Source organism: Catenuloplanes nepalensis (genome assembly GCF_030811575.1).
In the GTDB taxonomy this organism is placed as follows: Bacteria; Actinomycetota; Actinomycetes; order Mycobacteriales; family Micromonosporaceae; genus Catenuloplanes; species Catenuloplanes nepalensis.
The window spans coordinates 6,158,578-6,182,693 of record NZ_JAUSRA010000001.1 but is presented as its reverse complement, the minus strand read 5'-3'; the positions used below and the strand labels follow the sequence as shown (position 1 = coordinate 6,182,693).

The 24,116-nt window shown below is 72.5% G+C and carries 21 protein-coding genes; 10 read left to right on the top strand and 11 right to left on the bottom strand.

Annotated elements, in window-relative coordinates; all coding sequences use genetic code 11:
- Positions 1–8 precede the first annotated feature (8 nt).
- Together J2S43_RS26490 and J2S43_RS26485 are read left to right on the top strand one after the other, a co-directional pair.
- Positions 9–1,001, top strand: a complete 993-nt coding sequence (locus J2S43_RS26490; protein WP_306833705.1) for a glycosyltransferase family 2 protein — start codon at positions 9–11, stop codon at positions 999–1,001.
- Complete coding sequence (locus J2S43_RS26485) at positions 998–2,050, top strand: glycosyltransferase family protein (RefSeq protein ID WP_306833703.1); 1,053 nt, start codon at positions 998–1,000, stop codon at positions 2,048–2,050. Before J2S43_RS26490 ends, J2S43_RS26485 begins: the two co-directional genes overlap by 4 nt.
- Before the next feature lie 38 nt (positions 2,051–2,088).
- Here the strand turns inward: J2S43_RS26485 and J2S43_RS26480 are convergent, their stop codons facing one another.
- Both J2S43_RS26480 and J2S43_RS26475 read right to left on the bottom strand, forming a co-directional pair.
- On the bottom strand, positions 2,089–3,108 hold the full coding sequence (locus J2S43_RS26480) for a glycosyltransferase (RefSeq protein WP_306833701.1): 1,020 nt from the start codon (positions 3,106–3,108) through the stop codon (positions 2,089–2,091).
- Positions 3,109–3,115: 7 nt separating this feature from the next.
- Entirely contained in the window at positions 3,116–4,300 is a 1,185-nt protein-coding gene (locus J2S43_RS26475) for a class I SAM-dependent methyltransferase (protein WP_306833699.1), read from the bottom strand.
- Between the two features lie 528 nt (positions 4,301–4,828).
- On the opposite strand from J2S43_RS26475, the gene J2S43_RS26470 reads away from it, so the two are divergent.
- Both J2S43_RS26470 and J2S43_RS26465 read left to right on the top strand, forming a co-directional pair.
- On the top strand, positions 4,829–5,749 hold the full coding sequence (locus J2S43_RS26470; protein ID WP_306833697.1) for a putative sugar O-methyltransferase: 921 nt from the start codon (positions 4,829–4,831) through the stop codon (positions 5,747–5,749).
- A complete protein-coding gene (locus tag J2S43_RS26465; protein ID WP_306833696.1) occupies positions 5,746–6,756 on the top strand; it encodes an NAD-dependent epimerase/dehydratase in 1,011 nt (336 codons plus the stop codon). Before J2S43_RS26470 ends, J2S43_RS26465 begins: the two co-directional genes overlap by 4 nt.
- Here the strand turns inward: J2S43_RS26465 and J2S43_RS26460 are convergent.
- The 5 genes from J2S43_RS26460 to J2S43_RS26440 form a co-directional block, all read right to left on the bottom strand.
- The gene (locus tag J2S43_RS26460; RefSeq protein WP_306833694.1) at positions 6,679–7,308 is read right to left on the bottom strand and encodes a dTDP-4-dehydrorhamnose 3,5-epimerase family protein; all 630 of its coding nucleotides are present in this window, start codon (positions 7,306–7,308) and stop codon (positions 6,679–6,681) included. The genes J2S43_RS26465 and J2S43_RS26460 overlap by 78 nt on opposite strands.
- 8 nt (positions 7,309–7,316) lie before the next feature.
- The gene (locus J2S43_RS26455) at positions 7,317–8,558 is read right to left on the bottom strand and encodes a class I SAM-dependent methyltransferase (protein ID WP_306833692.1); all 1,242 of its coding nucleotides are present in this window, start codon (positions 8,556–8,558) and stop codon (positions 7,317–7,319) included.
- A gap of 25 nt (positions 8,559–8,583) precedes the next feature.
- Positions 8,584–9,705, bottom strand: coding sequence for a DegT/DnrJ/EryC1/StrS family aminotransferase (locus tag J2S43_RS26450; protein WP_306833690.1), 1,122 nt, complete (start codon positions 9,703–9,705; stop codon positions 8,584–8,586).
- An 11-nt stretch (positions 9,706–9,716) separates the two neighbouring features.
- Complete coding sequence (gene evdC / locus J2S43_RS26445; RefSeq protein WP_306833689.1) at positions 9,717–10,982, bottom strand: L-evernosamine nitrososynthase; 1,266 nt, start codon at positions 10,980–10,982, stop codon at positions 9,717–9,719.
- A 221-nt stretch (positions 10,983–11,203) separates the two neighbouring features.
- On the bottom strand, positions 11,204–12,274 hold the full coding sequence (locus tag J2S43_RS26440) for a transposase domain-containing protein (RefSeq protein ID WP_306833687.1): 1,071 nt from the start codon (positions 12,272–12,274) through the stop codon (positions 11,204–11,206).
- Between the two features lie 102 nt (positions 12,275–12,376).
- Between J2S43_RS26440 and J2S43_RS26435 the strand changes: the two genes are divergently transcribed.
- On the top strand, positions 12,377–13,546 hold the full coding sequence (locus J2S43_RS26435) for a nucleotide disphospho-sugar-binding domain-containing protein (protein WP_306833685.1): 1,170 nt from the start codon (positions 12,377–12,379) through the stop codon (positions 13,544–13,546).
- Positions 13,531–14,469 carry an NAD-dependent epimerase/dehydratase family protein gene (locus J2S43_RS26430; RefSeq protein ID WP_306833683.1) on the top strand — a complete coding sequence of 313 codons (939 nt, stop codon included), beginning with the start codon at positions 13,531–13,533 and terminating at the stop codon, positions 14,467–14,469. The genes J2S43_RS26435 and J2S43_RS26430 overlap by 16 nt, the downstream gene beginning before the upstream one ends.
- 50 nt (positions 14,470–14,519) lie before the next feature.
- Here J2S43_RS26430 and J2S43_RS26425 read toward each other — a convergent pair whose 3' ends face one another.
- Entirely contained in the window at positions 14,520–15,278 is a 759-nt protein-coding gene (locus tag J2S43_RS26425; protein ID WP_306833681.1) for a phytanoyl-CoA dioxygenase family protein, read from the bottom strand.
- A gap of 200 nt (positions 15,279–15,478) precedes the next feature.
- On the opposite strand from J2S43_RS26425, the gene J2S43_RS26420 reads away from it, so the two are divergent.
- Together J2S43_RS26420 and J2S43_RS26415 are read left to right on the top strand one after the other, a co-directional pair.
- Positions 15,479–16,228 (top strand): HAD family hydrolase, encoded by a 750-nt coding sequence (locus J2S43_RS26420; protein WP_306833679.1) that lies wholly within the window; start codon positions 15,479–15,481, stop codon positions 16,226–16,228.
- On the top strand, positions 16,225–17,142 hold the full coding sequence (locus tag J2S43_RS26415; protein ID WP_306833677.1) for an NAD-dependent epimerase/dehydratase family protein: 918 nt from the start codon (positions 16,225–16,227) through the stop codon (positions 17,140–17,142). Before J2S43_RS26420 ends, J2S43_RS26415 begins: the two co-directional genes overlap by 4 nt.
- Positions 17,143–17,156: 14 nt before the next feature.
- Here the strand turns inward: J2S43_RS26415 and J2S43_RS26410 are convergent, their stop codons facing one another.
- The 3 genes from J2S43_RS26410 to J2S43_RS26400 all read right to left on the bottom strand — a co-directional run bounded on the left by J2S43_RS26410 (position 17,157) and on the right by J2S43_RS26400 (position 20,513).
- Positions 17,157–18,050 carry a glycosyl hydrolase gene (locus J2S43_RS26410; RefSeq protein ID WP_306833675.1) on the bottom strand — a complete coding sequence of 298 codons (894 nt, stop codon included), beginning with the start codon at positions 18,048–18,050 and terminating at the stop codon, positions 17,157–17,159.
- A gap of 79 nt (positions 18,051–18,129) precedes the next feature.
- A complete protein-coding gene (locus J2S43_RS26405) occupies positions 18,130–18,378 on the bottom strand; it encodes a LuxR C-terminal-related transcriptional regulator (protein WP_306833673.1) in 249 nt (82 codons plus the stop codon).
- A gap of 881 nt (positions 18,379–19,259) precedes the next feature.
- Entirely contained in the window at positions 19,260–20,513 is a 1,254-nt protein-coding gene (locus J2S43_RS26400; RefSeq protein ID WP_306833671.1) for a sensor histidine kinase, read from the bottom strand.
- 299 nt (positions 20,514–20,812) lie between these two features.
- Between J2S43_RS26400 and J2S43_RS26395 the strand changes: the two genes are divergently transcribed.
- Together J2S43_RS26395 and J2S43_RS26390 are read left to right on the top strand one after the other, a co-directional pair.
- The gene (locus J2S43_RS26395; protein WP_306833668.1) at positions 20,813–21,544 is read left to right on the top strand and encodes an ABC transporter ATP-binding protein; all 732 of its coding nucleotides are present in this window, start codon (positions 20,813–20,815) and stop codon (positions 21,542–21,544) included.
- Positions 21,541–24,093 (top strand): FtsX-like permease family protein, encoded by a 2,553-nt coding sequence (locus J2S43_RS26390; RefSeq protein WP_306833666.1) that lies wholly within the window; start codon positions 21,541–21,543, stop codon positions 24,091–24,093. Before J2S43_RS26395 ends, J2S43_RS26390 begins: the two co-directional genes overlap by 4 nt.
- The last annotated feature ends 23 nt before the right edge of the window (positions 24,094–24,116 follow it).

The window sequence follows — 24,116 nt, the reverse complement described above, 5'->3', positions numbered from 1 at the left end:
GACCTCGGGTGGCGACGATCACGGTGAGCACCGACGAGGCCGGCTGGCTGCGCCGCTGCTTCGCGGCGCTGACCGGAAGCGACACCGAGGGCTTCGACCTGGACGTGTACCTGGTCGACAACGCATCGACGGACGGCGGCGCGGACCTGGTCGCCCGGGAGTTCCCCGGCGTGCGAATCATCCGCAACCGGGTGAACCTCGGGTTCACCGGGGCCAACAACGTGGGCATCCGGGCCGCGCTCGCCGACGGCGTGGACTACGTCTTCCTCGTCAACCCGGACACCTGGTCCCCGCCCGGGCTGGTCCGGGCGATGGTCGAGTTCGCCGAGCGGTGGCCGGAGTACGGGATCATCGGCCCGCTGCAGTACCGCTACGACGCCGGCTCGGCCGAGCTCCGCGAGTTCAACGACTGGACCAGCACCGCGCTGTGGCTGGGCGAACAGCACGCGTTCGCGGGCGACCGGCTGGATCATCCGTCCCCGGCCGGCAGTCCGGCCGGCCGCGCGCCCCGGACGCTGGAGCACGCCTACGTCCAGGGGGCGGCCCTGTTCGCACGCGCGGCGACGCTGCGCGCGATCGGCATCCTGGACGAGGTCTTCCACACCTACTACGAGGAGGTGGACCTCTGCCGGCGGGCGCGGTGGGCGGGCTGGCGGGTGGCCCTGCTGCTCGACGAGGGCATCCAGCACCACGGCGGGGGCGGCGCGGCCACGCGCAGCACCTACACCCGGGTGCACATGCGGCGTAACCGCTACTACTGCCTGCTCACGGACGTGGACTGGAGCCCGGTCAAGGCAGCCCGGCTGGCCGCCCGCTGGCTCGTGGCGGACCTGCGCGGCCGGAGCGTGGTCGGCCGGATCCCGCCGATGACCGGCGCCCGGGAGACCGTGGCGGCGATGCGCTGGCTCGCCGGCCAGGCGCCGACGATCGTGGCGCGCCGACAGCGCCACCGCGGCCTGCGCGCGGCCCGGCCGGCCGTGCGCGCGGAGGTGGCGTCATGACCGGACCCCGCGTCCTGATCTCCGGCAACTTCCACTGGAACGCCGGGTTCAGCCACACCGTGGCCGGCTACGTCCGGGCCGCCCGCGAGGCCGGCTGCGAGGTCCGGATCAGCGGCCCACTGTCCCGGATGGACGGTGAGGTGCCGCGGCTGCTGCCGGTCGAGCCGGACATCGGCTGGGGCACGCACCTGGTGGTGATGTTCGAGGCCCGGCAGTTCCTGACCCCGGAACAGATCGAGCTGGCCGGCACGTTCCCCCGGTCCCGCCGGCTGGTCGTCGACTTCGATCTGCACGGCGCGGACGAACAGCCGGAGCTGGGGGTGGACGGCACCGCGGGCCGGTACACCGCCGAGAGTTGGCGCACGCTGTACGGCGCGCTGAGCGATCTGGTGCTGCAGCCGAGGATCGCCGGCGCGATGCCGCCGGGCGTGGAGTTCTTCCAGTGCTACGGCATGCCGGAGACCGTGCGGCACCCGTCGGAGCTCGGCCCGGAACGGGACTTCGGCGTGCAGTACATCGGCAGCAACTGGTGGCGGTGGAAGCCGCTCACCGCGCTGGTGGAGGCGGCGGCGACGCTGGATCCGGTACCGCGCTTCCGGGTCTGCGGACGCTTCTGGGACGGCGGTGCCGTCTCTCCCGGTTTCGAGGACGCGACCACGAGCGTGCCGGGCTGGCTGGCCGAGCGCGGCGTCGAGGTCTGCCCACCGGTGCCGTTCGGGCAGGTGATCCCGGAGATGGGTCGGTCGCTGATCTCGCCGATCCTGGTCCGGCCGCTGGTGGCGGGCACGAGCCTGCTGACGCCGCGGATGTTCGAGACGCTGGCGTCCGGGAGTCTGCCGGTGCTCTCCGCCGACGCGGAGTTCCTCGCCGCGGTCTACGGCGACGAGAGCGAGCACCTGCTGCTCGGCGCGGACCCGGCCGCGACGCTGGACCGCCTCGTCACGAACTTCGAGCGGCATGCCCGGATCGTCGGCCGGATCCAGGACCGGGTGCGGGCGCGGTACAGCTACCCCCAGGTGTTGCGGAACCTGCTGGCCTTCTTCGGCTAGACGCGTGCGGGGCACCCCGGCCGGGGTGCCCCGCACGGTCACGTCCAGGTCCGGCCGGCGAGCACGTCGTGGTAGATCGCCTCGAACTCCTTGGCCAGCACGACGTGGTCCCACTGCTCCAGCGCGGCGGCCCGGACCGCGTGCGGACCGGGCAGGCCGGCCACCACGCCGCGGGCCTGCTCCCGGGTGAACGCCGAGCCCTCCGGCACGACCGTCCCGACGTGCGGCACGATCTCGGCCAGACAGCCGTTGGGCGAGCCGATGACGGGCGTGCCGCAGACCGCGGCCTCCGACACCACGGTCGAGCCGGGCTCGCACCAGACCACGCCCCACGGCCCCATCGTGCTCTGCGACAGGACCGTCATCGCGGTGGCCCGGGAGATCAGGTCGAGCCGTCGCTCCGCGCCCACCTCGCCGACGACGTCGACGGTGTCCCTGAAGTCCCGCAGGATCCGGGCCAGGTAGTCCTCCTCCCAGGACGGGCCGGCCACGACGAGCCGGCGCCCGGCGGCGGCGGCGAACGCGGCGGCCTGGTAGGCGCCCTTCCACTCCGAGATCCGGCCCAGGTAGAGCAGGTAGTCGTCCTTCTCGGCGCGGAACGTGTAGCGCGCCGGGTTCACCGAGATGCGCACCACCGGCGCGACGTCGTTCCCGGCCTGGGCGCGCTGTGCGTAGGAGGCGTACACGCAGTTGCGTGGATACTTCGGCCGGCCGGTCAGGTGGTGGGTGGACAGGTACGCCATGCCCTCGGGGAGCCGGTCCGGGTCGATCTGCCCGCAGGAGAAGTCGTGCACGACGTCGACCGCGGACGCCCCCGGGCCGTTGAGCCAGGCGTGCATGTCCTCGATCTCCCCGGCGTCCACCACGGTGACCGCTGGCGAGGCCGGGACGGTGCCCGGGGCGCCGAGCAGGAACACCTCGTGGCCGAGCGCGAGCAGGCCGTCCAACTGGTTGGACACCACCCAGTGGATGCCGGCGTAGCCCTGCGGCGGGACCGTGATCCAGCGACTCTGGTCGGTCGGCAACCGCAGCGCCATGGTCACCAGTGCGACGCGCATGTGTCCCTCACTCCTCCGTGACGCGGTGCGGTGCCGGCAGGTCGGCCATTGGATCGTGCCGCGGACGCCACACGGCGTTCGCCTGCTCCGTGTTGCGGCCCTTCTCGACGAACGCGAGATTGTGGTAGAGATGCAGCCCCGTCACGTGCCGGTCCGCGTAGGACGGGTGGTAGGTGTGCTCGTGGATCCGGTCGCGGTGGTGCAGGCCGTCGACGAGCGTCTTCAGGAAACCGACCGACGTGGCCGGGTCGGCTAGGTCGGTGCCGTTCCCGCCCCACTCCGGCCAGTACGAGGTGTGCAGGTCCTCGACGACGTACATGCCGCCCGGGCGGACGTGCGGGAAGAGTGCGTGGAACGCGGTGATCACGTGGCTGCTGACGTGGCTGCCGTCGTCGATCACGATGTCGAACGGGCCGTACCGCCGGGCCAGGTCGTCCAGGAAGTCCGGGTCGGCCTGGTCACCGCGGACCGTGGTGAGCCGCGGCTCGTCCAGCACCGACTTGTCGTAGACGTCGAGCCCGTACACCAGGCCGCGGCCGAAGTAGTGCTTCCACATGCGCAGCGAGGCCCCGCCGGCGTCCGGCTCGTGGTAACCGCCGATGCCGATCTCCAGCACGGTGACCGGCTGGTCCCGGAAGTCGCCCAGATGCCGTTCGTAGTGCGGTGTGTACCAGTGCCCGCCCCACTTGTCCGAGCCGAACCGCAGCGCCAGTGCGGTCAGATCGCCACGGTACGGCCCGCAGGCCGCGAGCACCTGGTGCGCCGCCCGGGTGGCCTCGTCCCGCTGCACCATCCACGGGTCGTCCGGCTTGTACTCCACCGGGCCGGGCTCGTCCTTCATGGTCACGTCGCGGCCGCTGCCGGTCCACGGCCCGGTCGGCCCGAACACGTCCCGGACGAGCGCCGTCAGGTCGTAGCGGACGTGCACCCACGGGTCGTCGATCCGGCCGGCCCGGGCCCGGGGGCCGTCCGGGCCGACCGTCAGCAGGTACGGCACCTGCCCGCCGGCCGGAACGCCGACCTCGAACAGGACGGTCACCGGCATCTCCGGGCCCGGGTGGAGGATCGTACGGCCGGCGACCTCGGCGAGGGCCGTGGCCACGACGGCGTCCGGCTCCTCGGCCATGAGCAGCGCGCCGGCGTCGGGCGCGCCGGCCGCGGCGATCAGGCGCCGGACGATCGGGTCCGTCATGCGGCCCTCCACGGGTGCGCGCCACGGATGCGTGCGGTGAGCGTCGGCATGCTGTCTCCTCCAGTTGGGGACGGGTCAGGGCTCGAGACGGATCGCCGCGCGGCACCGGCCCGGAGCCGGTCGATCACGTCCGTGTCGCGTACCGGTCCGACCCGTACGAAGCCGTCCGTCGGAACCGCTCGACCCGCGCGGCGGGGTCCTGCACGACCTGGTCATCGGCTGCGCCCGTCCTCTCGGCGTAGGTCTGGCGGTACGGCATCCCGCGCTGCCGGCGTCTCGGACTCGCCTCGCCGTGCAGGGTGATCGGCCACGGCCCCGCACCGGCGAACCTGCCGGAAGCACGGGGAATCGCGCCGTGTCGCACCTGACAGCGACACTATCGAGCCGCCCGCGACAGCGGACTGGTGTTTTCCCCACAGCTCTCCGGTCCGCGGCCGCCACCAGCGGCGCGGCCGGAATCTAGGCGAAGCGCTAACCATCCGGCCGGTACGGTGACCATCGATCGACGTCGAGCCGGCAGGGGAGCAGATGAGCCAGAGGTACGGCCGCAGCCCGCTCTGGGAGCGTTACAACGACACTCAGGTCACCAAGGAGGCCGTCGCCGAGCTGGCCGGCTTCAAGTCCGGCGACGTCAACTTCAAGCTGGCGCTCTGGGACCCCCGGGTCAACGGCGTGCGCTACCTGAAGACGCTGGTCTTCAACCTCGCCGCCGGTCTCAGCCCGGCGAACTGGGCCCGCCTGCGCCGGATCGCCCACCGCGACGTCGGCGACCCGTTCTCGATCACCTACGACGGTGAGCCGGTCTGCCTGGACTACCTGCAGGCCGTGCTGGAGCTGGAGTTCATCGAGAGCCGGCTGGAGCTCACCGGTGCCCGCGTCCTGGAGATCGGTGCCGGCTACGGCCGGACCTGCCACGCGATGCTGTCCAATCACGACGTCGCCGCGTACCACATCGTCGACCTGGAGAACTCGCTCGACCTGGCCCGCCGCTACCTCGCCGCGGTGCTGACCGCGGAGCAGCTCGACCGGGTGCACTTCCACGGCGTGACGGAGGCGGAGGACGGCGGGGCGCTGCGCGCGCTCCGCTTCGACCTGGCCGTCAACATCGACTCGTTCGCGGAGATGACGCCCGGGACCGTGCGCGCCTACCTGGATCTGATCGACGGCCACGCCGACCACCTCTACGTCAACAACCCGGTCGGCAAGTACCTGGACAAGAGCCTGGACGGGCACTCCCAGGGCGACGAGGTGGTCGAGCTGGCGCTGCGGACCGGGCTGCTGCGCGACATCGTGGACATCCACGACAACCGCGCCGTGGCGGCGCAGTCCCGCCCGTTCCTCGACGCCTACCGTCCCGCTCCCGGCTGGACGCTGCTCGCCGACGCGAGGACCGTACCGTGGAGCTTCTACTGGCAGGCGCTCTACCGGTCCGGGGCCTCCGGGCGATGACGGGCCGGCCACTGGTCACGGTGCTGGGCGCCGCCGGGTTCGTGGGTTCCGCCGTGCTGTCCGCGCTGGCCGACCGCCCGGTCACGGTCCGCGCGGTCTCCCGCCGGCCCACCTCGGTCCCGGCCGCCGGGGTCGCCACGTTCGAGGCGGTCACCGCGGATCTCACCGCGGCCGGCGCGGTCGCGGACGCGGTGGACGGTGCGCACGCCGTGATCAACCTGGTGCTCGACACCTCCGGGTGGCGCGGCGCGGACGGCGGCGGCGCGGCCGAGCGGGTGATCGTGGGCGTGGTCCGCGACCTGGTCGACGCCGCGGCGCGGTGCCGGAGCGGCGCGCCGGTGATCGTCTTCGCCGGCTCGGCGTCGCAGGTGGGCCGGGCCGGCCGGCTACCGGTCGACGGTACCGAGCCGGACCACCCGGAGACCGCGTACGACCGCCAGAAACTGGCCGCCGAGACGCTGCTCGAACGGGCCACCGCCGACGGTACGGTGCGCGGCGTCACGCTGCGCCTGCCCACCGTCTTCGGGGCGGCCCGGCCGGGCGGCGGCGCCGACCGCGGCGTCGTGTCGACCATGATCCGCCGCGCGTTCGCCGGTGACCCGCTGACCATGTGGCACGACGGCACCGTACGGCGGGAGCTGCTGCACGTGGACGACGTGGCGGCCGCGTTCGTCGCCGCGCTCGGCCACGCGGACGCGCTCGCCGGCCGGCACTGGCCGCTCGGTGACCGGCACGGCGAACCGGTCGGCGACCTGTTCCGGACGATCGCCACGCTGGTCGCCGCGGAGACCGGGCGTCCGCCGGTGCCGGTCGTCTCCGTCCCGCCACCGGCCGCCGCCCGGCCGAGCGACTTCCACAGCATGGTGGTCGACGCGTCCGCCTTCACCGCCGTGACCGGCTGGCGTCCCCGGGTGAGCCTCGGCGAAGGGCTACGCCGCACCGTGCGGGCGCTTGGCCGGGCAGAAGCCGGCCTCGATCTCGGCGCAGGTCTCGTACCGGGGGAGTAGGCCGGACGCCCGGGCCTCCGCGAAGGTGACCGCGGTCCGGTCCCGCTCGGACAGGATTGGCATGATGTCCGCCGGGACGGGCAGGCCGAGCGCGGGGTCGAGCGGGGCGAGCGCCCGCTCGTTCTCGAACACGTACTCCGTGGAGAGGATGTACGACATCACCGTGTCGTCCTCCAGTGCCACGAACATGTGCGCCACCCCGGTCGGCAGGTACACCGATCTGAAGTCGCGGGAGTCGAGCACCACGCTGTCCCAGCGCCCGAAGGTGGGCGAGCCGACCCGGACGTCCAGCACCAGGTCGAGCACCCGGCCGTGCGGGCAGGAGACGAACTTCGCCGTCCCGGGCGGCGTCGCGGTGTAGTGCAGTCCGCGGACGACGCCCCGGCGGGAGACGCTGTAACTGGTCTGCGCCACCGGGAACAGGGGATACCCGAGCGTCTCGATGAAGGTCGAGTCCAGGTACGGAGAGAGGAAGACCCCCCGAGCGTCCGGGAAGACGGGCGGGGTGAAGACATACGATCCTTCGACGGCCAGCTCCGCTACGGTGTGCATGGGCGCGCTCACTTCCGCACGTGCACGTGCGGAACGTACTGGATCCATGCCCCGCCGGCCTGACGGAACGCCTGCTCCTTGGCCATGATCTCGTCGGCGTGGTTCCAGGCGAAGAGCAGCGCGTAGTCCACCTCGGCGTCCGCGAACTCGTCCGCCGGCCGCACCGGGATGTGCGTACCGGGGGTCAGGCGACCCTGCTTGGCCGGCGTCGTGTCGTACACGCAGGAGACCAGGTCCGGGCCGATGCCGCAGAGGTTCGTCACGGTCGCGCTCTTCGCGGTCGCGCCGTACCCGGCCACCCGCCGTCCCTCGGCCCGCAGCCGTTCGAGCAGCGCCCGCAGGTCGTCGCGGATCCGGCCGACCTCGGTGGCGAACCGGTCCAGCCGGGCGAGCGTGGTGACCCCGGCCGCGTCCTCCTCCGCGATCAGCGCGGCGACCCGGTCCGCCGGGCGGCGCACACCCGCGCGGGCCAGCGTGTACCGCACCTCGCCGCCGTGTACGGGCAGCCGCTCCACGTCGACCAGCTCGAAGCCGGACGACGCGGCCATCGCCCGTACCGAACGCGCGGAGAAGAGGAAGAAGTGCTCGTCGTAGATCTGGTCGAACGACGTCTTCGCCAGGATGTCGCCCAGGTACGGGTCCTCGAAGACGAAGACGCCGTCCGGCGCCAGCAGCGCGTCCACGCCCCGCAGGATCGAGTGCAGGTAGGGGATGTGGCAGATGGTGTTCGCCGCGTAGATCACGTCGGCCGGGCCGTCGCCGTCCCGGACCGCCCGCGCGGTGGACTCCTCGAAGAAGTCGCCGCGCACCCGCAGGCCCGCCGCGCGCGCGGCCGCCGCGACCTTGCCCGACGGTTCGAAGCCCAGGTGCCGGACGCCGGCCTCCTGCACGGTCCGCAGCATCACCCCGTCGTTGCAGCCGATCTCGACCACGAACGGGTCCGGGCCGGTGGCCTCCGTCTCCAGCAGCCGCCGCGCGGTGTCCGCGAAGTGCTTCTGCATGACCGCGGAGCCGGACGAGTAGTACGGATAGTCCTCGTGGAACATCCGCTCCCGTGGCACCTCGTGCATCAGCTGCACCATGGTGCACGACTCGCAGGCGCCGACCGCGAGGTCGAAGAAGTACTCCGGCTCGGTCTCCGACCCGGTCCGGAAACGGTCGGACAGTGGCTGCCGGCCGAGGTCGAGGAACTGTACGACGGCGCCGCCGCAGATCCGGCAGGTGCCCCGTGGCCGTACTGGGTTGGTCATCGGTGGTCTCCTCCAGTGCGGTGGCTCAGAGTGCCGTCAGTACGTCGCGCAACGCGCCGATCACCGTGTCCTGCACGTCGACCGGCAGCGACGGGTACATCGGCAGAGAGAAGATCTCGCCGGCCAGCCGCTCGGTGACCGGCAGCGACCCGGCGGCGTAGCCGAGCTTCGAGAAGCCGGTCATGGTGTGCACCGGCCACGGATAGCTGATGTTGAGCGTGATCCCGCGCCGGCTCAGCTGGGCCAAGATGGTGTCCCGCCGCGGGTGGCGGACGACGTAGAGGTAGTAGACGTGGTCGTTGCCGTCGGCGAGCGCGGGCAGGACCAGCCCGGTCGCGGCGGCCACGTCGGCCAGCCCCGCGGCGTAGCGCTCGGCCACCGCGCGGCGCCCGGCGATGTACTCGTCGAGCCGGCCCAGCTTGCGCCGGAGGATCTCCGCCTGCACCTCGTCCAGCCGGCTGTTGTGGCCGGGCGTCTGCACGACGTAGTAGACGTCCTCCATACCGTAGTAGCGCAGCCGGCGCAGCTCCCGGTCCACGGCCTCGCCGCGGGTGAGCACCGCGCCGCCGTCGCCGTACGCGCCGAGCACCTTGGTGGGGTAGAAGGAGAATGCGGACGCGTCACCCATCGTCCCGGCGAGCCGTCCCCGGTGCCGGGCGCCGTGCGACTGCGCGCAGTCCTCCAGCACCAGCAGCCCGTGCTCGCGCGCCAGCCGTTCCAGCGGCGCCATCTCCACGCACTGCCCGTACAGGTGGACCGGGAGCAGCGCCCTGGTCGCCGGCGTGATCGCGTCGGCCACCCGGGCGGTGTCCATCAGGTAGTCGTCCGCGCGGACGTCGACGAAGACCGGGGTGGCGCCGACCGCGTCGATCGCGAGGACCGTCGGTGCCGCCGTGTTGGCGACCGTGACCACCTCGTCGCCGGGCCCCACGCCGAGCGCCTGCAGCGCGAGCTTGATCGCGTTCGTCCCGTTGTCCACCGTGACGCAGTGCGGCACCCCGTGGTAGCCGGCGAACTCGTTCTCGAAGCCCCGCACGCTGCGCCCGAGCACCAGGTTGCCGGACTCGAAGACCGTCTCCACCGCGTCGAGCAGGTCGGTGCGCTCCTTCTCGTACTCCGGCAGGTAGTCCCACACTCGGATGGTCATGTTCGCCCTTCTCATGCCGGGGTCCGGGAGCGGAGCGCGCGCACGCTCATGTAGTCGTTGTCCCGGTCGGCACCCAGCGCCTGACCGCTCAGGTACTCGACACCGTCCACATAGCCGTACGGCTGCATGAAGCCGCCGGCCCGGACGTCGCGGTAGAGGCGTGCCAGCGGGTGCTGCCCGGCGTACGCCTGCCCTCCGGCCAGCGACAGGCAGTCGTCGACGATCGCCGGGGCCAGCTGGTTGACGGTCATCTTGGCGTACTGGAACGGGGTCATCATCCCGCGCCCACGCTCGTCGAGGTCGCCGCTGAGGTCGGCGGAGAGCGTGTCCGCGTTGATCAGCGCGGTTCCCGCGGCGGCGCGGAGCGTGTAGAGCCGGGTGTCGATGCCGGCCACGAGCGTGCGGACCCCGGCCGGCGGCTCCGACCGGCGGCGCGCGCACATCTCCACGGCGATGTCCCGCGCGGCCTGCGCGACACCCGCGTAGATGCCGAGCATGGTGATCGAGCTGACGGTCTGCCCGGCGAGGACGGCGTCGCGGCGCGTACCGGCCGGACCGCGCTCCAGGACGTCGTCGGCGGCGACCGGGCAGTCGTGGAAGCTGACGTCGAGCGTGCCGGACGCCCGCATGCCGAGACCGTCCCAGTGCTCGGCCACGCTCAGCCCCGGTGTGTCGCGGTGCACCACCGGAACGGCCAGCAGCACGGTGCCGTCGGCCGCCCGGCGCTGGGCGTGCACGAAGAAGTGGGTACCGATCGGCGCCATGCTGACCAGGATCTTGCGGCCGTTGAGCAGCCAGCCGCCGGCGCCGTCCGCGGTCAGCTCGGTGACGACGCCCGGCGCGTCCTTCAGGCCACCGCAGACCGCGGCCTCCCCGGTCGCCATGGCGCGCAGCAGCCGCTCGGCCAGCGCCCGCACCGGCGGGGTGCCGTGCCGCCACTCGTAGGTCAGCGTGAGCCCGCGGCTGAGCTGGACGTGCAGGGCCAGGGCGGTCGAGGCGTCCGCCTCGGCCAGTCGCATCAGGGCCACGGCCACGTCGTACAGCCGGTCGACGCCGAGGCCGCCGAGCTCGGCGGGCACGGTCGCGCCCATCAGGCCGAGCTTGGCGAACTGCTCGAACACCTCCACCGGGAACGTGCTGTCCCGGTCGTTGTCCCCGGCCCCCGACCGGACCTGCGGAAGGACGCCGGTCAGCAGGCCGAGCATGGTGTGGCCCGCCGGTGTGATCGGTGCCCGCAGGTCGCCCGCCACCGGCGAGTGCGCCGTTTCTTTAGCCATCGCCCGCTTCCGTTCGCGCTATTCCGGTCCACGTCACGTACGCGTTACCGAAGCCGCCATTGCGCGGCCGGGCATTCGGGAACGGCATCGACACACAGTGGACCGTAAATGGGTGTGTGCCGGCCAGCGTAACGCCGCACAGTGGACGTGGCGGGGAAGTCTAGGCGTATCACTCGAGCTTTATTCGCGACCCTTTCTGGTCCGAACCGAGTATCGCTTCCTTAAGGCTGCGTCGTGAGCGGGACCAGCGCCTGATAGAGGCAGAGCAGCGCCCAGATCTCCTGCCGGACGCCGTCAGGGCTCTGCGAGCGGGCCAGCACGGCGGTGCCGCGCGGCCCGGACCGCACCGCGTCGAGTACCCGCTCCGCACGCCAGCGGCCGTGCTGGAACGCCGCGAACTCCGTGGCCGGCCGGACCCGCGCGTCGAGCAGCGTGGTGACCAGTCGGACCGGTTCCCGCTCGATCACGCGCACGGTGACCGGCTCGCCGTCCCCGGGCCGCGGCGGACGCAGAACCGACAGGTAGCTGCCGTCGGGCAGCCTCTCGCCGACCGGCGGGACGATCGCGTCACCGGTGTGCCACGCCAGCTCGGCCCCGGTGGCGGCGGCGGCGCGCCACAGCCGCCAGGACAGGACGTCCGGGCCCGCGAGGACGAGCATGCCCGGGCCGAACGAGCCGAGCAGCCGGTCCGCGAGCTCGGCCGGCCCGGTCCGGTCACCGTCGAAATCGGCGTTCAGCAGGGCTCCGGTGCCGCAGTCCGCGTGCGCCAACAGCCGAACCCGTGGGTTCGCGGCCGGTCCGGCACCGGCCGGCGGGGCACCGAACCCGGCCCGGTTGGCCGGGCTGCCGGGCACCTCGACCGTGGCGCCGTCGACGGCGGTCAGCCGCAGCCCGTGCCACCGGGAGCCCGGCGTTCGCGGCCCGGTGGCCGGGTCGGCGGTCGCGGCGAGGAGCAGCCGCAGCGGCTCGCTGCCCAGCCGCGCCCGGGCCTTGGCGATCGATCCGGACCCCGCCGCGTCCGTGGTGTCCGGTTCCGCGCCCGACCAGCGCAGCCCGTCGGCCAGCCGGAGCAGCACGTCCTCGTAGCCGTGGTCGCGCCACAGCCACATCGCCATGGTGAGGTACGCGGTGAGCCGTGCGGGCAGCGCCCGTCTCCGCCGCTCCCGCGCGCCCGCGGCGTCGATCGCCCCATCCACCAGGGCCGGCGGGAACCGCGTGACCAGCACGCCGATCGCCACCCGGTCCGGCACCGTGTCCCGCGCCGCCCGGCCGTCCCGCTTCTCTCCGGCCACAGCGGACGATCCTAGACCCGGGTACGTCTAAGGAAGCGTGATCACGCCTGTGTCGTCGACTCGGATCGATATACATTCGGCCGACACGGCACGGAGGTTCTCGTGAAGATTCTGTTTATCGCAGGGCCGACGAAGTCCAGCCTATTCGGGCTGGCACCACTCGCGATCGCCGCCCGCACCGGTGGCCATCGCGTCGTCATGGCCTCCACCGCGGAGGTCGTGCCGACCGCGCTCGGCATCGGCCTGCCGGCCTTCCCGATGACACCGTTGTCGTTCACCCACCTGATGACGGTGGGCCGGGACGGCGAGTCCCTGCGGATCCCGGCGGACGAGGCGGAACTGAGCACGTTCGTCGGCCACATGTTCGGGCGGCTCACCGCCGCCGGCCTGCCCGCGCTGCGGGACCTGGCGACGGGCTGGCGCCCGGATCTGATCGTCGGCGGCCCCCATGCCTACGCCGCGCCGCTGCTCGCCGCGGAGTTCGGCGTGCCCTGCGTGCGTCACCTGCTCACCGGCAACACCATCGACCGCGAGGGTACGCATCCCGGGGTGGACGAGGAGCTGCGGCCCGAGCTGGCCGGCCTCGGCCTCGACCGGGTCCCCGGCTTCGATCTGGCGATCGACATCTTTCCGGCGAGCACCCGGATCGACGCGGTGACGCCCGGCCAGCCGGTGTGCCCGATGCAGTGGATCCCGACGAACCAGCAGGGCGCGGCGGAACCGTGGATGCTCACCCGCGGCGCGCGCCGTCGCGTCCTCGTCACGGCCGGCAGCCTGGTGACCCGGACGCACAACTTCGCGTTCCTGAGCGGCCTGGCCCGCACGTTCGCCGCGCTCGACGTCGACCTGGTCATCGCCGCCCCGGAGGACGTCGGCGCCGCGCTGCGCGACGAGCCCGGCGTGCTGCACGCCGGCTGGGTCCCGCTGGACCTGATCATGCCCACCTGCGACCTGATCGTGCACCATTCCGGCACGATGACGGCGCTGACCGCGCTGCACGCCGGTGTGCCGCAGCTGATCGTGCCGCAGGAGAGCCGGTTCATCGGCTGGGCGCAGAACCTCGCCGTCCTGGGGACCGCGATCACACTGCGGCCCGGTGAGGCCGACCCGGAGCTGCTGGCCAGCGCCGGCAAGTCGCTGCTCACCGAGGCGTCGTACGCCGAGGCGGCCGCCACACTCGCGGCGGAGATCGCCGGCATGTCGCTGCCCGGCGCGGTCCTCGGCGTGCTCGATGACCTGGTGGCGAAGGGGCCGGCATGCGGGTCCTCGTGACGGGCGGCGCCGGTTTCATCGGCTCACACCTGGTCGACGCGCTGCTGGCCCGCGGCGACACCGTGACGGTGGTGGACGACCTCTCCACCGGGCGGGACGGCCGGCTGGCCGCCGGCGCCGGCCTGTGCCGGGAGTCGATCATGGAGGCTGCCGCGCTGGCCGCGCTGGCCCGCCGGGTCCGCCCGGACCTGATCTGTCACCTCGCCGCGCAGGCCGACGTCCGGATCTCGGTCGCGGACGTCGCCGGGGACACCGGGGTGAACATCCTCGGCACGGTCAGCGTGTTGGAGGCGGCGCGGGCCGTCGGCGCCCGGGTGGTCTTCGCCTCCACCGGCGGTGCCCTGTACGGCGCCATCGACGCGGTGCCGTCCCCGGAGAACGCCCGGCCCGAGCCGGCGGCGCCGTACGGTGCCGCCAAGTACTGCGCGGAGCAGTACCTCGGCCTCTACAACCGGCTCTACGGCACGGCGCACGCGGTCCTGCGGCTGGGCAACGTCTACGGTCCCCGTCAGGATCCGGCCGGCGAGGCCGGGGTGGTCTCGATCTTCTGCGGTGCCGTCCTGGCGGGGCGGCGGCCCACCGTGTTCGGCGACGGCAAGCAGACCCGCGACTACGTCTACGTCGGCGACGTCGTGGACGCGTTCCTGCTCGCGGCCGACCACGGCGGCGCGGGCGTCTGGAACGTCGGCACCGGCGTCTCCACCACGATATTGGAGCTGCTGGAGGCCATCGGGCGGACGGCGGGCCAGACCGTCCAGCCGGTGTTCGAGGCCGCTCGCCTCGGCGAGCTCCAGCACTCCGCGCTCGACGTGACCCGGGCCGGCCGGGAACTGGGCTGGACCGCCCGCACCACGCTGGGCGAGGGGATCACCAAGGTCTACAAGTGGATCGAGGCCCGGGAGCCGGTGCGCGGCGAGCCGTGACCTCGGGGCCCGGTGCGGGGCCACCGGCGGCCGGCGGCCCCGCGGGACGATCAGGCCGTCTTCAGCCAGGGGCGCGGCTCCGGATCGGCGACCTCGGCCGGCCGCCCCATGAAGACCAGCACGTACGCCCGGCGCGGTTGATCGGTCTGGTTCGGGCCGGCGTAGTGCGGCGCCCGGAAGTCGTGGATGACCGCCTCACCGGCCGCCAGCGGGCAGGCGACCGCCGCCGAGTCGTCGACCTCGTCCGTCATCAGCCCTTCGATCCGGTCGTCGTGGTCGATGTGGTGGTGCGGCAGCACGGGGTTCAGGTGGCCGCCCGGGATGTACTGCAGGCACCCGCTCTCCACGGTGGCGCCGTCCAGCGGCGTCCAGATGCTCAGCCCGCGCCACTTCCACTTCGGGTCCATGTACGCCTCGTCCTGGTGCCATGGCGTCGGTGCTCCGTACCGCGGCGGCTTGAGAATCGCGTGCCCGTAGAAGTCGAGCTCGTCCGCGGGAATGTCCAGGAATGTGGAGGCGATCGCACGGCATCGCGCGAAGTGCGCACTGTCCAGCAATTCAGGAGCGTATTTCTCCGGCTTGATGATCTGTGGGAGCTTGGCCGGCTCGCCGGCGTCGTCGCGGCCCGCGATGTCCCGGTAGTCGCCGGTCTCGGGAACCGCGTAATCCGCGAACAACTTGTCGTAGACGCCGCGCAGCCAGGCGACTTCCGGGTCGTCGGCGAGCCGCGGAAGAGTGAGGAAGCCATCTCTCCGATAGGCCTCGATCTGGTGCTCGTCGATCTCGAAGTCCAGGGTTTCACTGCGCATTCGCTTGCCTCCCGGAATGGCGACTTTGTGCGAGACGATACGCGACCGGCCACCGTGCGAACGCGAGTCGACGAGCGAGAATAGGGAAAAACCTAGTGATGACTGGCGAGATGCCGGATGCTCGGTGAAAGGCTCGATCGCCCATCACTCACCGTGCGAGGATCGCCCGGATATCGCCGACGACACGGGAGTGATTGGCCATGACCGAATACGGCGCCGTGGCGCTGGATGTCGGCGGGGTGATCTACTACGACGAGCCATTCGAGCTGGCCTGGCTGCAGGCGACGTACGACCTGCTCCATTCCGCCGATCGGGCGATCACCCGGTCCGTCTTCATCGAGCAGGCGGAGCGCTTCTACCGCGAGCCGGCGGGCGATCCCGCCGGCCGGACGCTGCTGCACTCGCCAGCCGGCGCGGACGCCTGGGCACGGGTCCGGCTGGCCTGGACCGAGCTCGCCCAGGAGATGCCGGGCGCGGTCCGGGCCGCGACCGAGCTGGCCCGGGCGGTGCCGGTGGTGATCGTGGCCAACCAGCCGCCGGAGTGCATGCGGGTGCTGGACGCCTGGGGACTGACCGAGGCCTGTGCCGCGGTCTTCCTGGACTCGCTGACCGGCGTCGCCAAACCCGACCCGGCGCTGCTGCGACTGGCCCTGGACCACCTCGGCGTCCACCCGGCCGACCTGCTGGTCGTCGGCAACCGGGTGGACCACGACGTGGTGCCGGCGCGCGCGCTCGGCTGCCCGGTCGCGTTCGTCCTCGCCGACCCAGGCTACCGGACGCCGCCTGGGGTGCACCCCGACCTGGAGCGGGCGTACACGTCACTCCGGGCCGCCCGGACCGCGCCACCGGCCGGCGGCGACGCGCGGCTGCGCACGGTCCCCGCGCTCGCCGCCCTGAGCCGCCGGCCGGCGGCCGGCCCGCTCCCGATCACCCGTGCCGAGGCGTCGTGACCACGGTGCGGGTGCGGCAGTGCGCGGCGGCGGTGATCGGCGCCACCGGGTTCATCGGCTCCCGGCTCGTCGCCGAGCTGACCAGCTCGGGGCATCCGGTCGCCCGGTTCAACCAGGCGCATCCGCCGGTGGTCGGCGGGCGGGCGGCTCCCGGCCTGTGCGACGCCGAGATAGTCCTGTTCCTCGCGGCGCGGCTGAGCCCGGCACTCGCGGAGCGGCACCCGGAGCAGATCGCCGCCGAGCGGAAGCTGCTCATCGACGTGCTGGAGGTTCTCCGGCGGTCCGGCAGGTCCCCGGTGTTCGTCCTGGCCAGCTCGGGCGGCACGGTCTACTCACCGGACGTCTGGCCGCCGTACGCGGAGTCGGCACTGACCCGGCCCACGTCGGCGTACGGCCGGGCCAAACTCCGGCTGGAACGGGAGCTGTTGGCCCACGCCGGGCACGTCCGCCCGGTGATCCTGCGGCTCAGCAACGTCTACGGGCCAGGCCAGCGGCCCGCCCACGGGTACGGCGTGCTGTCGCACTGGCTGGACGCCGCGGCCAGCCGACAGCCGATCAGGGTCTTCGGCGATCCGGACGTGGTGCGCGACTACGTGCACGTGGACGACGTCGCCGGCATCCTCACCACCCTGCACCGCCGCACCGCCGACACCGGCCTGGACGGCATCCCGGCCGTGCTCAACGTGGGCTCCGGCGCGCCGACCTCGCTCAACGACCTGCTCGGCATCGTGTCCACGGTGGTCGACCGGCGGATCGAGGTGGTGCGCGAGGGCGGCCGCCAGTTCGACCGGCGCGGGATCTGGCTGGACTCCTCGCTGGCCCACGCCACGCTGGGCTGGAAGGCCCAGATCGGGCTGACCGACGGCGTGCGCGAGTGCTGGCGCCACCTGCTCGACGAGCGGGCCGGCCGGTGACGGCGGTGCCGGCCTCAGCCGGCCGGCGCCGCTGAGCGGCGGTACCGCGCCCAGCCCCGCAGCAGTAGGCCGTGCAGCACGCCCCAGCCGGTCACCGAGCCGTAGAGGCAGGCGAGCGGCAGGCGCAGGCGGGACTCCGGCGCGCTCCGGTGGCGGTCCCACTCCTTGCGCAGACCGGCCCGCGCCTGGTCCCGCCCGGCCTCGCACCGGCCCTGCCAGTACGCCCGCCGCAGCAGGTAGCGCAGGGTCAGCCGGGCGGGGTCCACGTCATGCGTCACGGAGTAGTCCGGCAACAGCTGCTCCCGGGCTCCCGCGTCCTTCATCATCTTGATGAAGGTGGTGTCCTCGCCGGACTGGAGATTGCCGCCGGTGCGGCTCAGCGCCATGTCGAACGAGAGACCGTTGGCGTGCGCGAACGCGGTGTCCACGGCCATGCAGGCGCCCCAGATCTTGATGTCGCGGTCGTCCCGGTGCCAGCCGAGCAGATGGAACTGGCCAGACGTCACGTACCACGGCAGGGGGAGCGGCGGGCGGGCGAGGCGGGCGCCGACGACGTGCGCCCCCGCGTGCAGGCTCTCCCGGACTGCGGTGACGGCCTTGGCGTCGAGCCGCACGTCGTCGTCGACGAACATCACGTGGTGATGCGGCCAGCGGGCCAGCATGAGATTGCGCGACGCGGACAGGCCGCCGGTGGCGCCGAGCACGTGCATCGTCCCACCGGCCGCGCCGACCTCGGCCGCGACCTCCTCCGCCGCCGGGGTGACCGGCCGGTCCAGTTGGACGAAGTACTCGTCGCCGGACAACTGGGCCAGATTGTGGTGCAGGTGCTTGCGCACGTTCTCGACGTGGAAGGCGCAGATCGCCACCACCATCGGGAGGTCGGCCGGCTCTGATTTCCTCTGTTCCATGTGGCCTCGAATCGTCCCTTACCCATGAATGTAGGTTCTCAGGTGATACGAACAGCTGGACGGACGGCCGCGGTGCGGCTCATTCGAACGTTTCGCGGCGGACCTCCGGCGGCCAGGTGCCGACGGTGAGGATTCCAAGAGAATAGACCTTGGCGATGAGAGCGGGCCGATTGGGGACGCGCAGGTTCTGCAGCAGTTTACTGACGTGGTATTCGACGCCCTGGCGGCTCAGGTACACCTTGTTCGCGATGTGTACGGTCCGTTCGCCGGCGGCGATGCTCTCGATGATGCGAGCATCCAGTTCGGATAGCGACAGTTTAAAGCTCACAGCCTGGTCTCCATCCCTCGTGACGATCAATGTCGCAATATGTCAACCCATGGCGCACCTATTTATGGTGGTTCCACTCGCCTTCATGTACTGCCGGCATGGTGGACTGGGCACGGCGTACCGTTGCCCCGGGAAGAAGGTTTTTTTATGAAGCATTCCGGTCGGTCGGACCGCCATGGTCCGAAGCGTACGGAACGAGCCCGATGGCTCTCGTACGGCAGAAGCTTTACACCTGTGCGCTACGCGTAGTGCGCATGCAAGCGACACTCAGATTGACCGGCAAGCATGTCGCGTGTGTTTCACGATAATGTGCACCCCGTGTCACCTGAAACACCCCAGATTGCCAGTGGTGAATGCGCTGCTGACCTGTCCGATCACCGTGGCATGGTGACCGGACGTGCCATCAGACTAGCCGATCGTCTCCTCTGGTGTCTTCCTTGGACGGACGTCGACCACCGATCGTCTCGATCATTGAAGATCGCATAATGCTTGTCCGGCGATCACGGCAGGTCTGGAATATACCGATTTGCCCGTGACGAGCCCCAGCCCGGCGTGGCACTCGTTCCACCTGCTCGGAGTCGGCTTTCCGGCCGGCTCCACCGCCTCCCGGGCCGGGCTCCACGGTCGGCCGGGCGCGGGGCGCGATTTCCCCGCGAGTCCTAGGGAACTCCCTAGTGCTGCACCGCGTTAGTTCGTCGGTCCGTAAACGGAGGTCCCGGTTCGCGGCCGGGGGCGGCTCCGCGGAAGTGCGACGTAGCCCGGGGCGGCTCCGCGGAAGTGCGACGTAACCCGGGGCCGTTCCGCGGAAGTGCGACGCGACCCGGGCCTCCTCGAAGCCGCCGTGCCTCGGCCGTTTCGGTGCGGGCCGCGCCCCGGAGCCGCTACACCTCCGGTCGAGGGGCCGGGGAACCGTAGGGCAGCACCGCCGAGACGGTGAATCCGCCGTCGGTGGGCGCGGCGGTGAAGGTGCCGCCGAGGGCCTGCGCGCGTTCCCGCATGCCCAGCAGTCCGTGCCCGGCGGGCCCGGGAGCCGGCGGCAGACCCGGTGAGGGATCGTTGATCACCGTGACGAGCAGGTTGCCGTCGGCGGCGCGCACCCGGACCCGCACCGGCGCGCCGGGGGCGTGCCGGCCGGCGTTGGCGACGGCCTCCTGGACGATGCGGTACGCGGCCAGCGCTACCGGTTCCGGCGGAGGCGGATCCACCTCGGAAAGCTCCATCGTGACCGGCAGGCCGGCGTCGGCGGCGGTGCCGATCAGTGCGGGCAGGCCGGCCAGGGTGGGCTGGGGCGCGAGGTGCGGGCCGTCCCGGTTGGTGCGGAGGACGCCGAGCAGGCGGCGCATGTCGGTGAGGGTGTCGCGGGCGGCGTCCGCGATCGCGGCGAACTCCTCCTTCGACGGCGTGGACACGTCGGCGATCCGGTACGGCGCGGTCTCGGCACGGACCGCGATCATGGACATGTGGTGGGCGACCACGTCATGCATCTCGCGCGCGATCCGGGCGCGTTCCTCCAGGACCGCGTGCTGGGCCCGGGCCAGATCGGTGATCTCCTCCTGCACCTCCAGTATCCGTTCGGCGCGCGTGCGGCGGCGCACCTGATCGCCGACGATCAGGACGCCGGCCAGCGCCGGCCAGAGTTGGAGGCCGTCGCCGCCGGGTGTGTAGAGGTAGCAGGGGAGCGCGGCGAGCACGGCGATCCACGCGGTGATCCCGGCGCTGGTCCGGGCCGCGGCGACGCCGAGGACCAGCACGGTGACCAGCATGTGCACCGTGCTCCACGGCCACGTGTCCGTCGAGCGGTCGAGCCAGAGCGTGCTGACGAACGCACCGGTGTAGGCGAACCGCCAGGCGATCAGCGGGCGCCAGAGGACGAACAGCAGCGGTGCCGTGCCGGCCAGGGACAGTAGCGTCGCCTCGGCCGCACCCAGCATGCCCCGGCTGGACTGCAGTTCGGCCACGCCGACGACGGTCAGCACGGCGATGGCCGGCACGCCCAGCGGGGTCAGCAACGGCCGGAGGCGGGCCAGGACCGTGCCCGGTGCGGGTGCCGCGGTGGGGAAGTCGGCGCCGGCCAGCAGACGACCGAGGTCGCGCAGCGGCGCGAGCCGGCGCCGAGATGCGGGCGTTGCGGGCATTCGCGCAGAGTATCGGCAGGCTTCGGCGACGTCATGGCGCTCCGGTAGTCATACCCGGGTATGACGCCGGCCCGGCAGGAGCGGGCCGAGCACAACCGAGAGACCACCACGAGGGTACGGACGGTTCCGCGCTCCGACTTTCGGCGGAGCCACGCCGGCTGATTCATGGCCCCCTGGTGTGATGCGCGCACCCGCCGGTTCCGCGATGCTTCCCGGGCTTCCGAGCCATCGAAGCGCCACCGGCCTTCACAGCGCCCGAGAAAGCGCTGGAAGCGCCAACCATCGAAGGGAAGTCGACGATGACGCTCGCCTGTCAGGCTCAGGACCTGGTGAAGGTCTACGGCCGTGGTGACACCGCCGTGCGTGCGCTGGACGGTGTGACGGTGGGTTTCCCCCGCGCCGAGTTCACCGCGATCATGGGCCCGTCGGGTTCCGGGAAGTCGACGCTGATGCACTGCCTGGCCGGCCTGGACCGCGCTACCAGCGGCGCGGTCATGCTCGGCGACGTGGACCTGACCCGCCAGTCCGACAAAGTCCTCACCAAGGTCCGCCGCGAACGGATCGGGTTCGTCTTCCAGGCGTTCAACCTCCTCCCGCAACTGACCGCGGCACAGAACATCACACTCCCGCTCGACCTGTCCGGCACCACACCCGACCCGGCCCTGTTCGGCCGGCTCGCCGACGTCCTCGGCCTGCGCGACCGCCTCAAGCACCGCCCCAGCGAACTCTCCGGCGGACAGCAACAACGCGTCGCCCTCGCCCGCGCCCTCGTCTCCCGCCCCGAAGCCGTCTTCGCCGACGAACCGACCGGCAACCTCGACTCCCGTACCGGCGCCGAGGTGTTGTCGTTCCTACGCGACGCGGTCCGCGAATACGGCCAGACCGTCGTCATGGTCACCCACGACCCGATCGCCGCCTCCTACGCCGACCGCGTCGTCATGCTCGCCGACGGCCGCATCTCCGGCGAGATCATGCGCCCCACCCGCGAATCCGTCACCGACGCACTCCACCACCTGGCCGGTGCCCGATGACCGTACTGCGCACCCAACTCGCCGGCCTGGCCCGCCGCCCAGCCCGGCTGCTCCTCACCGGCCTCGCCCTGATCGTCGCGGCCACCGTCGTCTTCGGCACCGTGCTCGCCCAGCGAATCATGACCCAGACCATTCTGGACACGTTCAGCGGTACGTCCGCGGCCGCCGACATCGTGGTCGGTGACGGGACCGGTACGTCGGCGGCGGCGCTGGACGTGGTGCGGCGGACGCCCGGCGTCGAGCAGGCCACGGCGCGCAACCAGGCCTTCTATGACGTACCCGCGGTCTCCGGCACCTGGTTGCAGGTCTTCGGCGACCCGGGGAGCGGCCCGCTGGCCGAGGTCACGCTGACCGAGGGCGCCTATCCGTCCGCGCCGGGCCAGATCGCGGTCACGCCCCGCACGGCCGAGCGGATGGGCCTGGTCGTCGGAGGGACGGTGCAGATCCGTCCCGACTCCGAGTCGCCGAGCCGCTCGCTCACCGTCACCGGCATCGTGCGGCCCGCGGGCGGTGAGGGCTTCGCCGGCAGCGCCTACACCACGAGTGACCTGGTGAACGCGATGCTCACCGCGGACGGCGCGCCGGTCGTCTCCAGCCGGATCGAGGCGCACCTCGCGCCCGGCACCGACCCGGCGGCGGTCGCGGAGACGTTGCGGCGCACGCTGCCGCAGGTGCCGGACCAGGGCGGCGGCGGGACCGCTACGGCCGGCGGGCAGCAGTCGTCCACACTGGTCACGCCGGACGTCGTGCTCGGCGCGGAACTGCGCGACCGGGAGGCGCGGGACGCGGCCGACTCGATGGGCGAGCTGTTCTACCTGATCGGCCTGTTCGTCGCGATCGCGGCCGCGGCCGCCGCGCTGGTCGCCACGGCCACGTTCCGGATCGTCTTCGCGCAGCGCATGCGGCAGCTCGCGCTGATGCGCGCGATCGGTGCCGGTCGTGGCGCGCTGACCCGCGCGCTCGCGGCCGAGGGGGCGCTCACCGGCCTGGTCGCGGGCGTCACCGGCGTGCTGATCGCCTACCTGCTCGGTCTGGCGGCCGGACCGGCGGCGCGGGTGTTCCTCGATGCCGGGATCGCGTCGCCGGGCCTGCCGGTCGTACCCGCGCTGGCGGTGGTCCTCGGCACGACACTGGTCGCGACGATCGCGGTGCTGTCGCCGGCCGCGAACGCGAGCCGGGTCTCGCCGCTGGAGGCGCTGCGCAGCGCGTCCGTCACCGGTGCGCAGAGCGCGCTCGGCCGGGGCCGCTGGGCGTTCGGCCTGGTGCTGTCGGTGCTGGCGCTGCTGCTGCTCGGCCTGGCGATCGCCGGCCTGCCCGAGGCGGACGTGCCGGACAGCGGCAGCCCGGAGCTGTCGATGACCGCGACCGTCGCGTCCGGCACGCTGGCGTTCTTCTCCCTGATCGTGCTCGGCCCGACGATCCTGCGCCCGGTGCTGTGGCTGGTGGGCCTGCCGCTGCGCGCGTTCGGCCCGGCCGGGCGGCTCGCGGTCGGCGGGGTCGGCGGCGCGCCGAAACGGGCCGCGTCGGTCAGCGTGGTGGTCGCGCTCGCGGTCACGCTGACCGCGGCCGCGCTGATCGCGGTGTCCACCACGCGGATCACCATGAATCAGGAGCTGGCACTGAGCGCACCCGCGGACCTGCAGATCGCGGCGCCTGCGGGGGAGCAGATCCCGGCCGGCGCGCTCGAGGCCGCGCCGGAGCTGACCGGCGTGCTGCCGTTCCGGGTGACCGAGGTGGAGTCCGGGTCGTCGGCGTTCAACGTGGCCGACCTGCCGCTGGCGTCGCTGCCGACCAGCGACGACATCCGGGTCAGCCGGGGCTCGCTGGACGACGCCGGGCCGGGGAAGGCCATCATGTCGGATTGGTCGGCGGGCTTCCTCGATGCCGGTCACGGCGAGCGGATCACCGTGAGCCGGAACGGCCGGAGCGTGACCGTGACCGTGGTCGCGACGGTCGGCGGGCTGCCGATGGACACGATGCTGCTGCTCGACCGGGCCGACCTGACCGCGCTCGGCACGCCGGTGGAGCCGACCGTGGTGCTGGCCGACGCGGCCGGTGATCGCACCGCCGCGGTCCGGGCCGCGCAGGCGCTGGTGCCGGGCGGCGGCGTGACCGTGCTCGCGGACGCGCGCGACGACCTCGCCGAGCAGCTGATGCTGATCACCGCGGCCGCGCTCGGCCTGGTCGGCATGACGGTGGCGGTCGCGGTGGTCGGGGTGGGCACCACCACCGCGCTGTCCGTCGTGGAGCGCCTGCGCGAGGCCGGACTGCTGCGCGCGGTCGGGATGAGCCGGGCACGGCTGCGGGCGACGCTGCTGCTGGAGGCCTCGCTCTACGGCGTGGTCGGCGCGCTGCTCGGGCTCGCACTGGCGATCCCGTTCGCGTGGCTGATGCTCTCCGCCGGCGGCCTGGACGCGCCGCTCGCGCTGCCCTGGGGTCAGCTCGCGCTGGTGATCCTGGTCCTCGGACTGCTCACCGCGGTGTCGGGCGTCCTCCCCGCCCGCCGCGCCTCCCGGGTCAGCCCGACCGCCGCGCTGGCGATGGACTGACCCACTGACGAGATCGAGGCGTC

Bases quoted from the DNA above. Each gene is read 5' to 3' on its own strand.
- J2S43_RS26450 (WP_306833690.1), bottom strand. From the start codon at position 9,705: ATGACCATCCGAGTGTGGGACTACCTGCCGGAGTACGAGAAGGAGCGC.
- J2S43_RS26465 (WP_306833696.1), top strand. From the start codon at position 5,746: ATGACGGGCCGGCCACTGGTCACGGTGCTGGGCGCCGCCGGGTTCGTG.
- J2S43_RS26485 (WP_306833703.1), top strand. From the start codon at position 998: ATGACCGGACCCCGCGTCCTGATCTCCGGCAACTTCCACTGGAACGCC.
- J2S43_RS26400 (WP_306833671.1), bottom strand. From the start codon at position 20,513: ATGCCCGCAACGCCCGCATCTCGGCGCCGGCTCGCGCCGCTGCGCGAC.
- J2S43_RS26425 (WP_306833681.1), bottom strand. From the start codon at position 15,278: ATGCGCAGTGAAACCCTGGACTTCGAGATCGACGAGCACCAGATCGAG.
- J2S43_RS26390 (WP_306833666.1), top strand. From the start codon at position 21,541: ATGACCGTACTGCGCACCCAACTCGCCGGCCTGGCCCGCCGCCCAGCC.
- J2S43_RS26410 (WP_306833675.1), bottom strand. From the start codon at position 18,050: ATGGAACAGAGGAAATCAGAGCCGGCCGACCTCCCGATGGTGGTGGCG.
- J2S43_RS26395 (WP_306833668.1), top strand. From the start codon at position 20,813: ATGACGCTCGCCTGTCAGGCTCAGGACCTGGTGAAGGTCTACGGCCGT.
- J2S43_RS26475 (WP_306833699.1), bottom strand. From the start codon at position 4,300: ATGACGGACCCGATCGTCCGGCGCCTGATCGCCGCGGCCGGCGCGCCC.
- J2S43_RS26470 (WP_306833697.1), top strand. From the start codon at position 4,829: ATGAGCCAGAGGTACGGCCGCAGCCCGCTCTGGGAGCGTTACAACGAC.
- evdC (WP_306833689.1), bottom strand. From the start codon at position 10,982: ATGGCTAAAGAAACGGCGCACTCGCCGGTGGCGGGCGACCTGCGGGCA.
- J2S43_RS26480 (WP_306833701.1), bottom strand. From the start codon at position 3,108: ATGCGCGTCGCACTGGTGACCATGGCGCTGCGGTTGCCGACCGACCAG.
- J2S43_RS26455 (WP_306833692.1), bottom strand. From the start codon at position 8,558: ATGACCAACCCAGTACGGCCACGGGGCACCTGCCGGATCTGCGGCGGC.
- J2S43_RS26430 (WP_306833683.1), top strand. From the start codon at position 13,531: ATGCGGGTCCTCGTGACGGGCGGCGCCGGTTTCATCGGCTCACACCTG.
- J2S43_RS26460 (WP_306833694.1), bottom strand. From the start codon at position 7,308: ATGCACACCGTAGCGGAGCTGGCCGTCGAAGGATCGTATGTCTTCACC.
- J2S43_RS26420 (WP_306833679.1), top strand. From the start codon at position 15,479: ATGACCGAATACGGCGCCGTGGCGCTGGATGTCGGCGGGGTGATCTAC.